Annotated in this window: 15 protein-coding genes; 13 read left to right on the top strand and 2 right to left on the bottom strand. The window is 66.1% G+C overall.

Going from position 1 to position 13,345, the window contains the following annotated elements; translation table 11 throughout:
- Positions 1 to 212: 212 nt before the first annotated feature.
- The 7 genes from QRQ56_RS36285 (at position 213) to QRQ56_RS36255 (ending at position 6,146) form a co-directional block, all read left to right on the top strand.
- Positions 213 to 1,616, top strand: coding sequence for a TldD/PmbA family protein (locus QRQ56_RS36285; protein WP_438746413.1), 1,404 nt, complete (start codon positions 213 to 215; stop codon positions 1,614 to 1,616).
- Complete coding sequence (locus tag QRQ56_RS36280; RefSeq protein ID WP_438746411.1) at positions 1,603 to 2,412, top strand: 3'(2'),5'-bisphosphate nucleotidase CysQ; 810 nt, start codon at positions 1,603 to 1,605, stop codon at positions 2,410 to 2,412. The genes QRQ56_RS36285 and QRQ56_RS36280 overlap by 14 nt, the downstream gene beginning before the upstream one ends.
- Positions 2,413 to 2,474: 62 nt before the next feature.
- The gene (locus tag QRQ56_RS36275; protein ID WP_247320159.1) at positions 2,475 to 2,717 is read left to right on the top strand and encodes a DUF4170 domain-containing protein; all 243 of its coding nucleotides are present in this window, start codon (positions 2,475 to 2,477) and stop codon (positions 2,715 to 2,717) included.
- Positions 2,714 to 3,427 (top strand): lysophospholipid acyltransferase family protein, encoded by a 714-nt coding sequence (locus QRQ56_RS36270; protein ID WP_438746408.1) that lies wholly within the window; start codon positions 2,714 to 2,716, stop codon positions 3,425 to 3,427. Before QRQ56_RS36275 ends, QRQ56_RS36270 begins: the two co-directional genes overlap by 4 nt.
- Positions 3,390 to 4,736: a 3-deoxy-D-manno-octulosonic acid transferase gene (locus tag QRQ56_RS36265; RefSeq protein WP_438746407.1), complete on the top strand. Its 1,347-nt coding sequence runs from the start codon at positions 3,390 to 3,392 to the stop codon at positions 4,734 to 4,736. The genes QRQ56_RS36270 and QRQ56_RS36265 overlap by 38 nt, the downstream gene beginning before the upstream one ends.
- Positions 4,729 to 5,745 carry a tetraacyldisaccharide 4'-kinase gene (lpxK, locus tag QRQ56_RS36260; RefSeq protein ID WP_438746406.1) on the top strand — a complete coding sequence of 339 codons (1,017 nt, stop codon included), beginning with the start codon at positions 4,729 to 4,731 and terminating at the stop codon, positions 5,743 to 5,745. Before QRQ56_RS36265 ends, lpxK begins: the two co-directional genes overlap by 8 nt.
- A 92-nt stretch (positions 5,746 to 5,837) precedes the next feature.
- Positions 5,838 to 6,146, top strand: coding sequence for a hypothetical protein (locus QRQ56_RS36255; protein ID WP_438746404.1), 309 nt, complete (start codon positions 5,838 to 5,840; stop codon positions 6,144 to 6,146).
- 139 nt (positions 6,147 to 6,285) lie between these two features.
- Here QRQ56_RS36255 and QRQ56_RS36250 read toward each other — a convergent pair whose 3' ends face one another.
- Positions 6,286 to 6,513, bottom strand: coding sequence for a DUF2093 domain-containing protein (locus tag QRQ56_RS36250; protein WP_438746403.1), 228 nt, complete (start codon positions 6,511 to 6,513; stop codon positions 6,286 to 6,288).
- Between the two features lie 209 nt (positions 6,514 to 6,722).
- On the opposite strand from QRQ56_RS36250, the gene QRQ56_RS36245 reads away from it, so the two are divergent.
- On the top strand, positions 6,723 to 7,547 hold the full coding sequence (locus QRQ56_RS36245) for a dienelactone hydrolase family protein (protein ID WP_438746401.1): 825 nt from the start codon (positions 6,723 to 6,725) through the stop codon (positions 7,545 to 7,547).
- A gap of 272 nt (positions 7,548 to 7,819) precedes the next feature.
- Positions 7,820 to 7,966, top strand: coding sequence for a hypothetical protein (locus tag QRQ56_RS36240; protein ID WP_438746400.1), 147 nt, complete (start codon positions 7,820 to 7,822; stop codon positions 7,964 to 7,966).
- A gap of 347 nt (positions 7,967 to 8,313) precedes the next feature.
- On the opposite strand, the gene xseA is transcribed toward QRQ56_RS36240, so the two are convergent.
- On the bottom strand, positions 8,314 to 9,933 hold the full coding sequence (gene xseA, locus QRQ56_RS36235; RefSeq protein WP_438746399.1) for an exodeoxyribonuclease VII large subunit: 1,620 nt from the start codon (positions 9,931 to 9,933) through the stop codon (positions 8,314 to 8,316).
- A gap of 133 nt (positions 9,934 to 10,066) precedes the next feature.
- Here xseA and QRQ56_RS36230 point away from each other — a divergent pair, with 133 nt between their 5' ends.
- The 4 genes from QRQ56_RS36230 (at position 10,067) to QRQ56_RS36215 (ending at position 13,297) form a co-directional block, all read left to right on the top strand.
- The gene (locus QRQ56_RS36230) at positions 10,067 to 11,077 is read left to right on the top strand and encodes an alpha/beta hydrolase (protein WP_438746397.1); all 1,011 of its coding nucleotides are present in this window, start codon (positions 10,067 to 10,069) and stop codon (positions 11,075 to 11,077) included.
- 183 nt (positions 11,078 to 11,260) lie between these two features.
- A complete protein-coding gene (locus QRQ56_RS36225; protein ID WP_438746396.1) occupies positions 11,261 to 11,815 on the top strand; it encodes a hypothetical protein in 555 nt (184 codons plus the stop codon).
- 4 nt (positions 11,816 to 11,819) lie between these two features.
- Positions 11,820 to 12,119 (top strand): winged helix-turn-helix domain-containing protein, encoded by a 300-nt coding sequence (locus QRQ56_RS36220; RefSeq protein ID WP_126259030.1) that lies wholly within the window; start codon positions 11,820 to 11,822, stop codon positions 12,117 to 12,119.
- Between the two features lie 371 nt (positions 12,120 to 12,490).
- Entirely contained in the window at positions 12,491 to 13,297 is an 807-nt protein-coding gene (locus QRQ56_RS36215) for a hypothetical protein (protein WP_438746395.1), read from the top strand.
- Positions 13,298 to 13,345 lie beyond the last annotated feature (48 nt).

The raw sequence follows: 13,345 nt of genomic DNA, 5'->3' as shown, positions 1-13,345 counted from the left end.
GCGCGGCCCTTTCCGAAACCGCTTAAAAAGGCTGGTTAACCCACCGTCACTGCCACTCATGATTGACAAGAGCTTGGCACGCATGATTGACGAGACGTTGCGCCGATGGTGCGAATCTGAGCTTTTGGCAGGCTGAAAATGCTTGAAGTCCGCGCAATCAGGGCACATCTGTGGGTTCCAGTCCCGCACTCCGCCCCAACAGGATTTCGTTCGTGAACTCTTCACCAAGCTCGACGTCTTCGACCTCAAAATCCTCGGGCGCCAATCGCGACCTATTCGACCAGTCCGCGCTGTCGGATCTGGCGCAGCGGCTGGTGGAGGCGGCCCGGCGCGCCGGCGCCGACGCGGCCGATGCGGTCGCGGTGCGCGGCGTGTCGCAGGGCGTCGAGGTGCGCGACGGACGCGTCGAGGAAGCCGAGCGGTCCGAGGGCGACGATGTCGGCCTGCGCGTACTGGTCGGCCAGCGCCAGGCGGTGGTCTCGACCAACGACGTCAGCGGCGATGCCGTGACCAAGCTCGCCGAGCGCGCGGTCGCGATGGCGAAGGTTGCGCCCGACGACAAATATGTCGGCCTTGCCGATCCCGCATTGCTCGCGCGCGACTTCCCCGACCTCGATCTGCTCGATCCCGATGTGCCCGCGACGAGCGAGCTCGAGCGCCGTGCGCTCGCGGCTGAAGCTGCCGCGCTCGCCGTGAAGGGTGTCACCAAGTCCGGTGGCGCCTCGGCCTCCGCAGGCATGGGCGGCATGGTGCTCGTCACCTCGACCGGCTTCCATGGTTCCTATCTGCGTTCCAGCCAGGGCATCTCGGCCACCGCCATCGCGGGCGAGGGCACCGGCATGGAGCGCGACTACGACTTCACCTCGGCGCCGCATGCCGCCGATCTGCTGTCGCCTGAGATCGTCGGCCGTTCCGCCGGCGAGCGCACCGTGGCGCGCTACAATCCGCGCAAGGTCGAGACCTGCAAGGTGCCCGTCGTGTTCGATCCGCGCGTCGCGGGCTCGCTGGTCGGCCATCTCGTCGGGGCCATCAACGGCGCCTCGATCGCGCGCAAGACCAGCTTCCTGAAGGACAAGCTCGGCCAGCAGCTGTTCGCCAAGAACATCCGCATCATCGACGATCCTTTGCGCAAGCGCGGCCTGCGCTCGCAGACCTTCGACGCTGAGGGCGTCGCGGTGAAGAAGACCGCGCTGGTCGACGAGGGCGTGCTGACGACCTGGTTGCTCGATTGCGCCACCGCGCGCGAGCTCGGCCTCGTCACCACCGGCCACGCCCATCGCGGCGTGTCGTCCTCGCCCTCGCCGGGACCCTATAATCTGCATCTCGAGCCGGGCACGCCGAGCCCCACTGAGCTGATCTCCGACATCAAGCAGGGCTTTTACGTCACCGACCTGATCGGCTCCGGCGTCAACGGCGTCACCGGCGATTACAGCCGCGGCGCCTCCGGCTTCTGGATCGAGAACGGCGAGATGACCTATCCCGTCAGCGAGGTGACGATCGCGGGGCATCTGTTCGAGATCTTCAAGTCGATGCAGCCCGCGAACAATCTCGAATTCCGCTACGGCGTCAATGCGCCGACGGTGCGCATCGAGGGTTTGACGCTTGGCGGACGTTGACGGGAACGACACCATCCTGACGCGCGACGCGGCGCTGCTGCGAGACACGGTGCGGGACGCGGGCGCGCTGGCGCGGTCGATGTTCCGCACCGAGCTGAAGAAGTGGACCAAGGGCGCCTCCTCGCCGGTGTCGGAAGCCGACATCGCCGTCAACGATCTGCTCGAAGCGCGCTTGCGCGGTGCGACGCCGGATTATGGCTGGCTCTCGGAGGAGAGTGCGGACGACGCTGTCCGGCTGTCGCGGCGCCTGACCTGGATCGTTGATCCCATCGACGGCACACGCAATTACCTCAATGGCCATGACGATTGGTGCGTCAGCGTCGCGCTGGTCGAGGATGCCGCGCCCGTGCTGGCTGCGGTGTTCGCGCCTGTCAGCGACGAGTTCTTTTTCGCTGCGCGCGGACAGGGCACCACGCTCAACGACGCCCCGGTGCGGGCGACGCCCGGAGCCGAGCTGGACTTCGCCCGTGTCGCCGGCCCAAAGCCCCTGGTCGAGCGCCTGAAGCCGTCGCCCGGCGACATCACACTGCATCCGCGAATCGGTTCGCTCGCGCTGCGCCTGTGCCGGGTCGCCCATGGCGCGCTGGATGCGGCTTTTGCGGGGGGCAACAGCCATGATTGGGACCTTGCGGCCGCCGATTTGATCGTGCAGGAAGCGGATGGTAGGATGAGCGACCTCTCCGGAGAACCCATCCTCTATAACCGCCGGGAAGTGGCGCACGGGGTGCTGGTGGCAGCGGGGCGCGATCGTCATGCGGGCATTGTCGCGCATTTTCGAAACCGCCCTTTGGCCTAAGGCGCTTGTCGTCGTGCCGCTAGAACACTGCTTTGCCGGGCAGCCCGTTAGGAACAGAACTCATGCCAGATAGTGCCCCGCAACAACTGCTTCACCTCGTCGTCGGCGGAGAGCTCGTCGATCTCGAGCACAACGTCTTCAAGAATCTCGACGACGTCGAGATCGTCGGCCTCTACCCGAACTATGCGACCGCCCACGCCGCCTGGCGGGCCAAGGCGCAGTCGACGGTCGACAACGCGCAGATGCGCTATTTCATCGTCCATCTCCATCGGCTGCTCGACCCCAATCAAGAACCGGCGCGTTGAAAAAACTGCTTCGCAATACGCTGCGAAGCAGCTGGTTTCAGCGTGCCGTCGGGTTTCTGGCGGCCGAATATCTGCGTCTGGTCTGGCGGACCAACAAATTCACGTTCGATCCGCCCGACGTCTACGACATCGTCGAGCCGCAGATCCCCGCGATCTTCGCCTTCTGGCACGGCCAGCATTTCCTCACCCCCTTCATCAAGAACAAGGACTCCTACCGCGCCAAGGTCCTGATCTCCCGTCACCGCGACGGCGAGTTCAACGCCATCGCGGTGGAGCGGCTCGGCATCGGCCTGATCCGCGGTTCCGGCGATCATGGCAGCGCCTTTCATCGCAAGGGCGGGGTCGGCGCCTTCAAGGAAATGGTGCGGACCCTCGAGGACGGTTGTAATGTCGCGCTGACCGCCGATGTCCCCAAGCGCGCGCGCGTGGCCGGGCTCGGCATCATCATGCTGGCACGGGAATCGGGGCGGCCGATCATGCCTTTCGCGATGGCGACCAGCCGCTTCATCCGGCTGAAGAACTGGGACCGCACCACCATCAACCTGCCGTTCGGGCGGGGCGTCCTGGTCGGCATCAAGGAAATCCACGTCCCGCCGGATGCCGACGCCGCCGCAATGGAAGTGCTGCGGCTGGAGCTGGAAGAGACGTTGAACGAGGCGACCCGCCGCGCCTATGCGCAACTCGGCCGTCCGGGGCCCCAAGATGGCTAAGTCGCTGCCGATTTCGCTGCCCATGACGCTGCGGATGTATCGGCGCCTGGCTTCCGGCCTGGTGCCGCTTGCGCCTGCGCTGATCAAGCGGCGGCTGAAGCAGGGCAAGGAGGATCCCGCGCGCGTCGGCGAGCGGCGCGGACTGTCGCGCGACGTGCGGCCGCACGGGCCTCTGGTCTGGATCCACGGGGCCAGCGTCGGCGAAGTGCTGGCCGCGGCTGCGCTGATCGAGCGGTTGCGCGATCTCAATCTGCGCATCCTGCTCACCTCCGGCACCGTCACGTCGGCCGCCGTGGTCGCCAAGCGCTTTCCGCCCGACGTGATCCATCAATACGTGCCGTATGATTCGCCGCGCTATGTCGCGCGCTTCCTCGACCATTGGAAGCCGTCGCTGGCGCTGTTCATCGAATCCGACCTGTGGCCCAATCTGATCCTGGCCGGTGCTGCGCGCCGCGTGCCCATGGTGCTGATCAACGGGCGGATGTCGCCGCGCTCCTTCCCGCGCTGGCGGCGCATGCACGGCACCATCTCGGCGCTGCTGTCGCGGTTCGACATCTGTCTCGCGCAGTCGAAGATTGATGCCGAACGCTTCGCCGCGCTCGGCGGCCGCGACGTCGTCACCACAGGCAATCTCAAGCTCGACGTGGCGGCGCCGCCGGCCGATCCCGCCAAGCTCGAGCGGCTGATGGCGATGACGCGCGGGCGGCCGATCATCGTCGCGGCCTCGACCCATCCGGGCGAGGACGAAATGCTGGTCGCGGCGCATCGCAGCCTCGTCGGCTTCTTTCCGCAACTGCTCACCGTGATCGTGCCGCGGCATCCGGATCGCGGCTCCTCGATCGCTGGCATGATCACGGCTTCCGGCCTGACGCCCGCCTTGCGCTCGCGCGAGGAGCTGCCGAGCGCGACCACCGACGTCTATGTCGCCGACACCATGGGCGAGCTCGGCCTGTTCTACCGCCTCTCGCCGATCGTGTTCATGGGGGGATCGCTGATCCGCCATGGCGGGCAGAACCCGATCGAGGCGATCAAGCTGGGGGCCGCGGTCGTCCATGGCCCGCACGTCTTCAACTTCGCCGACGTGTTCGAGGCGCTCGACGCGAGCGGCGGCGCGCGGCAGGCCGACACGCAGGAGGCGCTGGTCAAGCACCTCGGCCAGCTCTTGGCCGATCCGGTCCTGCGCGAGAAGATGCAGCACGCCGGCACCGGTGTGGTCGAGCAGCTCGGCGGCGCGCTGGAGCGCACCATGACGGCGCTCGAGCCTTATCTGTTGCAGTTGCGGATCGAGATGGGGGCGGCCAATGCGTGAGCCGGCCTTCTGGTACCGGCCACGTTCCCTCCCGTCCTACGCGTTATGGCCGCTCGGAGCCGTCTACGGCGCGATCACCGAACGGCGCATGCTGCGCCAGGGCGCGGATGCCGGCATCCCCGTGATCTGCGTCGGCAATTATCATGTCGGCGGCGCCGGCAAGACCCCGACCGTGCTGGCGCTGACCAGGCTGCTGCGTGGGCTCGGCGAGACGGTGGTGGTGCTCAGCCGCGGCTATGGCGGACGGCTGAAGGGCCCGGTCATGGTCGACCGCGAACGGCATAGCGCAGCCGATGTCGGCGACGAGCCGCTGATGATGGCGCGCGACGTCCCCGTTGCGGTCGCGCGCGACCGGCTCGACGGCGTCGCGCTGGCGAAGTCGCAGGGCGCGACCGTGATCCTGATGGACGACGGTTTCCAGAATCCGCGTTTGCTCAAGGACGCGTCCCTGATCGTGATCGACAGCGAGCGCGGCCTCGGCAATGGCGAGGTGTTTCCCGCCGGCCCCTTGCGCGCGCCGCTGAAAGCGCAGCTTGCGCGCACCGACGCGCTGGTGCTGATCGGCGAGGGCCGCGCCGCCAACGACGTCGCCGCCGAGCTCGCCAAGCGCAACAAGCCCGAGTTGCGCGCGCGGCTGAAGGCGGATGCGGCCTCGCTCGCGCAGCTCCTGGGAAAGCGGGTGCTCGCCTTCGCCGGCATTGGCGATCCCGACCGCTTCTTCCGCACCCTGCGCGCGAACGGCATCGACGTCGCGCGCACGCGGCCCTTTGCCGACCACCACATGTTCTCGCGCGAGGACATCGCGGCTCTCGCGGCGGAGGCGCAGCGCGAGCAGCTCACGCTGGTGACGACGGAAAAGGACCTTGCGCGCCTGCGCGGCATGGAGGGCGTGCCCGACGGCATCGTTGCGTTCGCGGTCCAGCTCGAATTCGACGAGCCGGAGAAGCTCGAGCGCTTGATCAGCGAGCAGCTCTACAAGGCGCGCGAGCGTAGGTTCTCCAGGCGGTGATCTCGCAATCTTCGTAGCACTGCGATAGTTCATCATTCAGGCGGCATTCATCGCAAAGCTCCTATCGATCTCGTGGGGATCAGGAGAGTTCGATGAGATTGCCGTCCGCAGCCCTTGCCGCCAGCCTCGTGTGTCTGTTCGTTGCGCCGGTGTTGGCGCAGGCGCCCGCGCCGGCTGCAAGCCCGACCGCCACGGTGCCGGTTCCCGCGGCCAAGCGCGTGACGTGCCTCGCCACGACGGCGAGCCTGAAGGGGCAGGACAAGCGCGATCAGCTGCAGCTCTGCCTGGCGCAGGCGCGGCTCGACTGCCTGAAGCAGGCGATCGATCAGAAGATCGTCGGCGAAGCCAGGAAGAGTTTTATCAAGACCTGCGTGGGCGGCGATGCGGCCGAGCAGCGATAGAAGGGCGATGCCACAAGCTCGCTCTCGTAGAGTGGGCAAAGGCGCAAAGCGCCGTGCCCACGGACTCTTCGCAATCGAGGCAATCGACGTGGGCACGCTTCGCTTTGCCCACCCTACGAGATCCACGAAAGCCGAGGGATCACTCCTGCGGCTTCGGCGCGCCGGGAAAATGCCGCTGCAGCACGGCGGCGGGCGTGGCGTAGGCTTCCTGCAGATCCACGCTCCAGTACTTCAGCTCGTCCAGCGGAATCCGCGTGTCGGTGATCGCGCAGCGCACATAGGTCCCCGGCGAGATCACGCGGAAATCGCCGTCGAGATATTGCACCTGCGCTTCGCCATGGCCCGAGGGGCCGAACTTGTTCAGCACGGTCGAAAGTCTCCGCGGAAGGCCGCGTCCAGGCAAGAAGCCGGAGGGCACGATGTGTCGGACGGGATCTAGCATAGATAGGGCGGCTTGTCCGCCCGTTAAACCCACCGGTTTGTGATGTTTTGCCGCCGTTCCCGCGTGATAATGCTCGGCCGAAGGATCGTCCCGGTGCGCCGCGCGTGGCCCGGCACCTGATACGGCAGACCCCGATGCGCCTTCGATTGACCGCCTTGTTCCTGATGCTGCTGATGTCCGCCGCGCGTGCCGCGCCGGCGCCGCAGCCGATCGAGATTCCGCTGGCGTCGGGCGTTCTCCATGCGCAGCTCTACAAGCCCGAAGGCGCGGGGCCGTTTCCGACCGTGATCGCGCTGCATGGCTGCGACGGGCTCAGCGGCCATTCCGACTCCGTGCTGCCGCGGTACCGCGACTGGGCCGAGCGCCTGCTCAAGGCCGGCAACGCGGTGCTGTGGCCCGACAGCTACGGCTCGCGCGAGCTCGGGCCGCAATGCCGCGTCAGGGAGATGCACGTCAAGGCGCGGCGCGAGCGCGTCGCCGACATCGCGGCAACGCGGACCTGGCTGATGAAGCAGAGCTGGGTGGCGCGCGACCGTGTCAGCCTGATCGGCTGGGCCAATGGCGCAAGCGCGCTGCTCTGGGCCGTGCGTCCGCAAAGCGGCGCGCGCGATCCCGGGCCCGACTTCCGCGCCGCGATCGCGTTCTATCCGGACTGCCGGATTTCCGCCGGGCTCGGCTGGAGCACGCGGGTACCGACCCTGGTGCTGATCGGCGGCGATGACGACGTCTCGTCGCCGCCGGCCTGTCGCCAGATGGTCGAGGGCGCGCACGGCCGCAGCGCGCTCGCGCGCATCGTGGTCTATCCCGGCGCCCCCCATGATTTCGATCGCGCCAACACGCCGTTGCACGCAGCGGCCGGCACTGGCGATGCCGCTGCGCCCGAGCGCGGCCATCTCGGCACGGATGCGCAGGCTCGCGCGGAATCGCAGAAAGAGGTCGCGCAGTGGCTGGCGCGGTGATGGTTGCGCGGTAATTTCGTAGCCCGGATGAGCGAAGCGATATCCGGGGCGAACGTCCCGCATGTCGCTACGCTCATGCGGGCTACGCGTCCGGGCTACGCATTGACGCAAAGCGGGGCCGCCCGGGGAACAACGTGAGACGGACAGCCCCGCATCGACCACCGCCCTGCACGGAGTATGGCCGACCGTGAATCTACGGATCGCGCGTCAAACCGGTTTCAGCGCGTGACGGCGCCTTAGTTCGACCATGATGTCGATTAAACGCAAGCCTCATGCGCAACCGCATCACGCTTCTCTTCACACTCGCCGTCTTCACCGTCGCGATCTTCCTGTACGAGGCCCACGCCGGCGCTCCCCAGCGCGCGCCCGAGCATTGCGGCTTCTGGACCACGATCGACGCGGGCTTGTCCTGCCGGTAGGGCATGACGGTGCCGTAGCCCGGATGAGCAAAGCGATATCCGGGACGACTGGTCCCGCATATCGCTTTGCTCATGCGGGCTACACACTGCTTCCACAGCCGTCATTGCGAGCGCAGCGAAGCAATCCAGACTCTTTCCGCGGAGGGATTCTGGATTGCTTCGTCGCTTCGCTCCTCGCAATGACGAACTCGTGGCCACACAGGCTTCCACATGCGCGCTGTCATCGTCCGCGAAGGCGGACGATCCAGTACTCCGAGACGTCTCTGATTCACCGCGAAGCCTCGGCGTACTGGATTCCCCGCCTTCGCGGGGAATGACACCGGTGATGCGGCGCGCCGCTTTCGGCCTCAGAACAAATTGCCCTGATCCACCGGCTTGGCCACGCGCTTCGGCGCGGGCTTTGTCTCCGCCTCCGGCTTTGGCCGTGAGGGCGCGCGCTTTGTCGTCGGCGCCGGCCGATCCGCATCCGCGGTTGCCGCAACGCGTCCATCCGCGAACTCGATCTCGAGCCGTGCGCCGGGCCCGATCGCATCTGCCGCATGCAGGGGATGCCCCGCCTCATCGCGCACCAGCGCAAAACCGCGCGCGAGCACGCTGCGATAGGACAAGGCCGACAGCAGCTTGCCGCTGTTCTCGACCCGGGCCTCGAGCCGCTGCATCAGCGTGACCAGCGCGCGATTGGCGCGCTCGGCGAGACGATGCGTGCGCTCGCGCTGCCGGGCAATCGCGTTGCGCTGCGCCTGTGCATTGGAGAGCTTCGAGGCGCGCAGGCGAACCTCGAGCCCGGCGAAGCGGTCGCGCCGCTGCCGCAGCAGCGAGCGCGTGGACAGGCCAAGCCGCTCGCCGCACACTGTCAAGCGATGGTCGGCCTGCGAGATCTGGCCGTGCAGCACGCGCAGCGTCAGCTTCGAGCTTGCCGCGGTGAACCTGCGGAAATGCGCATGCGTGTTGGCCTTGAGGCCGCGGGGCAGGGACGCGCCCGCCGAATCTAGCCGTTGCCTCGGAATAGCGAGCAGATCGCCGGCCGACGGCAGCGCACGCGCGGCGGCGCGCAATTCGTTGCGGCGGCTTTCATGGGCACGCATCCAATAGGCATGGGTGCGGCGGCCGAGATCGGCGACCTCGACGAACAATTCGCTGCGCACCGGCACGGCCATCTCGGCCGCGGCCGTCGGCGTCGGCGCGCGCTTGTCCGAAACGAAATCGATCAGCGTGATGTCGGTCTCGTGCCCGACCGCCGAGATCAGTGGGATCATGCTCTCGGCCGCTGCGCGCACCACGATCTCCTCGTTGAACGACCAGAGGTCCTCCAACGAGCCGCCGCCGCGCGCGACGATCAGCACGTCGGGGCGCGGAATTTTGCCACCTTCAGGCAGCGCGTTGAAGCCGCGGATCGCGGCGGCCACCTGCTCGGCCGAGCCTTCGCCCTGCACCTTCACCGGCCACACCAGCACGTGGCGGGGGAAGCGATCCTCCAGCCGATGCAGGATGTCGCGGATCACGGCGCCGGTCGGCGAGGTCACGACGCCGATTACCTCCGGGAGCCAGGGCAGCAGCTGCTTGCGCGCCTCGTCGAACAGGCCTTCGGCCGCGAGCTTCTTCTTGCGCTCCTCCATCAGCGCCATCAGGGCGCCGATGCCGGCCGGCTCCAGCGCCTCGATCACGATCTGGTATTTCGAGGAGCCCGGATAGGTCGTGAGCTTGCCGGTGGCGATGACCTCGAGCCCTTCCTGGGGCTTGAAGCGCATGCGGCCGTGCACGCCCTTCCAGATCACCGCCTCGATCTTGGCGCTCTCGTCCTTGAGCGCGAAATAGCAATGGCCGGAGGAATGCGCGCCGCGAAAGCCCGAGATCTCGCCGCGGACCCGGACATGGCCATAGGTGTCCTCCACCGTCCGCTTCAGGGACTGCGAGAGCTCGGAGACGGTGAATTCGAAGGCGTTGTTCAGTTGTTCCGCGGGGGGCATCTAACGATTCGGCATTTTGGGGTCAGGCCCGACGTTAAGGATTTTCGCATGCCAGTGCCAATCCGGCCCTTGATCCCAAGAGTACTCTGTAATATAGAGTTCTCTATTGATTGATGCGTTGAGGAGTCCTGCCATGGCGATCCGGTTGCTGCGCGGCGTTTTGACTGGCGTGAAATGGGCCCTGTGTGCGGTCGGCGGCGTGGCGCTGATCCTGACCGCCATGATCGCAACGCCGCTGGAACGGCCGCCCGAGATGAAGTCGGTCTCCGACTCCAGCAAGGGGATCGACTGGTCCACGCTGCCCCAGCTCGAGCGCTTCCAGGCCCGCGACGGCACCTGGATCGGCTATCGCCATTATGCGGCAAGCGGCGCCGCGACCGGCGGCGGCGCCATCTTCATCCACGGCTCCTCCGGCTCCAGCGGCACCGTCAACCACGCGCTGACCCATGCGATCGCCTCGCGCGGCGTCGAGACCTGGGCGCTCGACATCCGCGGCCATGGCGGCTCCGGCACGCGCGGCGACATCGGCTATGTCGGCCAGCTCGAGGACGACCTCGTCGATTTCGTCGCTCACTTGCGCAAGAGCGCGCCGGACCTGCCGCTCACCTTGATCGGCCATTCCGCCGGCGCCGGCTTCTCGCTGCGCGTCGCCGCGACGCCGATCATGCAGGACATGTTCGTGCGCACCGTGCTCCTTGCGCCCTATCTCGGCTATGACGCGCCGACCAACCGGCCGAAGGCCGGCGGCTGGGCCAGCATGGATACGCCGCGCTTCTTCGGCCTGATGGCGCTGCGCAGGCTCGGCATCGATTGCTGCTCGCAGCTTCCGGTGCTGGCGCTGGCGGTGCCGGCAACCTCGGCGAAGTACCTCGTCGCCACCTATTCCGATCGCCTGATGCGCAATTTCGCGACGCGCGGCTATCGCGTCGATCTTCCGGCGACGACGCGCCCGGTCACGATCTTCGGCGGCGCAGAGGACGAGATGATGATCTCGGACAAATATGCGGAAGCCGTGCAGGCGGTGAAGCCGCAGGTTGACGTCAAGGTCATCGACGGCATCAATCACATGGGCATCGTCACCAATCCGAAGGCGATCTCGGTCATCGCCGACGACGTGGCAACGCGCGGGTCAGGCCAGTCATGATACGCCCTGTGGCGCGCGCGGCCATCGCAGGAAGCGGCGCTGCCACGAAGCCTGATCCTGAGGCAACCGCTATCTCCGAGCCTCATCCTGAGGAGGCGCGTAAGCGCCGTCTCGAAGGACGAGGCGCTTGCTCCGGCGTCACCGCGCGCCATACCAGTTAGCCCCGGGACAGAAAGGCACGACATGATCGACAGCAAGGAGGCGTCCGCCGCGCTGGCCGATATCGACGACATCGTCCAGCGCGTGAAGCAATCGCAGCTCTACGAGCTTGCGAGCCTGGCTGCGCTGTGGTGGGGCGTGCTGGTGTTCGCCGCCAATCTCGTCACCTGGCTGTGGCCGGCCTATGCGGCCTATGCCTGGGTCGCCACGGATATCGTCGGCGTCGGCGGTCTCGTCGTGCTCCGCATCCTCAATCCGCCGCAACACCCGGGTGGCAGCGCAGCCGGCATCCGGATGCTGCTGGTGCTCGCGCTGTTCTTTGCCTTCGGCTATCTCTGCACCAACGTGATCGGCCATTTCGGCCCGCGCCAGCTCGGCACGTTCTGGCCGCTCTATTTCATGCTGTTCTACACCATGGCGGGCCTGTGGTTCGGCCATGCCTTCGTCGCGATCGGCCTCGGCATCGCCGCGCTGACGCTTGTAGGCTTCTTCTGGATCGGCGAGGCCTTCCCGCTCTGGATGGCCTTCGTCAACGGAGGCGGCCTGATCCTCGGCGGCTGGTGGATGCGGCGGATCTAGCGGGATGGCAGAGCTCGACGACATCATCCACCAGCCGCTGCGGCTCAAGATCATGGCAGCGCTGAACGCGCTGCCGGTGTCGGCCGGTCTGGAGTTCGCGCGCCTGAAGAAGTTGACCGGCGCCACCGACGGCAATCTCGGGGCACATATCGAGACGTTGGCGAAGGCGGGCTACGTCTCGGTGGAGAAGGCGTTCGTGGGGAAGAAGCCGCAGACGACGGTGACGGCGACCGCCGCGGGCCGTGGCGCCTTCGCGCGGCATGTGGCGACGTTGCAGGAGATTATTGCGGGGAAGCAGGTTTAGCCTCCACCGTCATTCCGGGGCGCGCCCACTTGGGCGCGAACCCGGAATCCATCCCACTGCGGACGCTGCAGCCCAATGGATTCCGGGCTCGCGCTGCGCGCGCCCCGGAATGACAATTCGTAGGATGGGTTGAGCCCTTGCGAAACCCATCGCTTTCCTCTTCCGGCTCTCTCAGCTGTCATACGATTGCACGTGATGACGAAGCACGGATAGCGCCAGAACGGTTCGTTCTATGAACACTTCGAAAAACTCGAAATAGCAGTTCTATAGAACCCGGCTATTGTATCGGGGTCCGGCTGGGGAACGGTATGGAGTTGTGCTTTCGTCCGGCTCAACTTACTTTAGACCGTCGGTCATTTTCGTTTGGTTCAATGGTTGAGAAGCCACCTTTCCTCGAAGACGGTTCGCAGTTCGGCGTGTCCCGCACGCAATTTCGGCGAATGAAGAAGGCCGAGAAGCGCGAGCTTATGGTCGAGTGGTTCAAACAACATTACGAGGATCCGGCCGAGCGTACGTCCTACGTTTCGGCTGAGGGCGGCTATCTCTGGAACCATGGCGGACCATATGACGCGCGAGAACAGCTTTCGGACATGTTCGGCAGCTTTGTATCCGAGAAACTGATCGAGGAGGTAGCTGAAGAGGTAGAATCCGACGGCATCACGGATTGGGCACCGACACACGACGACTACCAGGACGATTACGACTCGCCGGAAGACCCGCGGCCATCCTTCGAAGACTTCAGCGATCAGCCAAACCAGCTGTACGGATCACAGCAAGACCTCGAAACGCGTGAACGAGCCCGGAACGTTCTCAAAGAGCTGCTCGACATGCTGGACCGGCCGAAGCCGATCGGCATGGGCCACAACAACCCGCCGGAAGCGCTCGACGACACGGAGATTGTCGAAGGATTGCGCGGGCCTGTAGCGGCATTGCACGCGGAGTTCAGCAAACCGAACCCGTCCATTGCGTTCATCAAGAACGCCGGCGCGGCGCTTGGCAAAGCCGCGCTCGCCTCGATCAAGTGGGGCGGCAAGAAGATTGACCTAGCGATCGACACTTCCATCAAGGCCGGCATTCCTGCCGTTGGCGCGGTTGTCGCCGCTACCTACAACGATCAAATTCACAAGGCGATCGACGTTGTCATTTCTTGGTTGAAGATCGTTGGGCAGATGCACTAGCGGCCGGTCCTAGGCCTTCCATCGGAGGACAACAATGCAGCCGTAGGT

It is taken from the genome of Bradyrhizobium sp. U531 (assembly GCF_051710265.1).
In the GTDB taxonomy this organism is placed as follows: domain Bacteria; phylum Pseudomonadota; class Alphaproteobacteria; order Rhizobiales; family Xanthobacteraceae; genus Bradyrhizobium.
The sequence above is the reverse complement of the archived record's forward strand: the minus strand, read 5'-3'. Positions and strand labels throughout refer to the sequence as shown.

Coding starts and splice junctions, on each gene's coding strand:
- QRQ56_RS36220 (WP_126259030.1), top strand. CDS start 11,820: ATGGCAGAGCTCGACGACATCATCCACCAGCCGCTGCGGCTCAAGATC.
- QRQ56_RS36245 (WP_438746401.1), top strand. CDS start 6,723: ATGCGCCTTCGATTGACCGCCTTGTTCCTGATGCTGCTGATGTCCGCC.
- QRQ56_RS36230 (WP_438746397.1), top strand. CDS start 10,067: ATGGCGATCCGGTTGCTGCGCGGCGTTTTGACTGGCGTGAAATGGGCC.
- QRQ56_RS36255 (WP_438746404.1), top strand. CDS start 5,838: ATGAGATTGCCGTCCGCAGCCCTTGCCGCCAGCCTCGTGTGTCTGTTC.
- xseA (WP_438746399.1), bottom strand. CDS start 9,933: ATGCCCCCCGCGGAACAACTGAACAACGCCTTCGAATTCACCGTCTCC.
- QRQ56_RS36225 (WP_438746396.1), top strand. CDS start 11,261: ATGATCGACAGCAAGGAGGCGTCCGCCGCGCTGGCCGATATCGACGAC.
- QRQ56_RS36265 (WP_438746407.1), top strand. CDS start 3,390: ATGCGCAACTCGGCCGTCCGGGGCCCCAAGATGGCTAAGTCGCTGCCG.
- QRQ56_RS36215 (WP_438746395.1), top strand. CDS start 12,491: ATGGTTGAGAAGCCACCTTTCCTCGAAGACGGTTCGCAGTTCGGCGTG.
- lpxK (WP_438746406.1), top strand. CDS start 4,729: ATGCGTGAGCCGGCCTTCTGGTACCGGCCACGTTCCCTCCCGTCCTAC.
- QRQ56_RS36240 (WP_438746400.1), top strand. CDS start 7,820: ATGCGCAACCGCATCACGCTTCTCTTCACACTCGCCGTCTTCACCGTC.
- QRQ56_RS36275 (WP_247320159.1), top strand. CDS start 2,475: ATGCCAGATAGTGCCCCGCAACAACTGCTTCACCTCGTCGTCGGCGGA.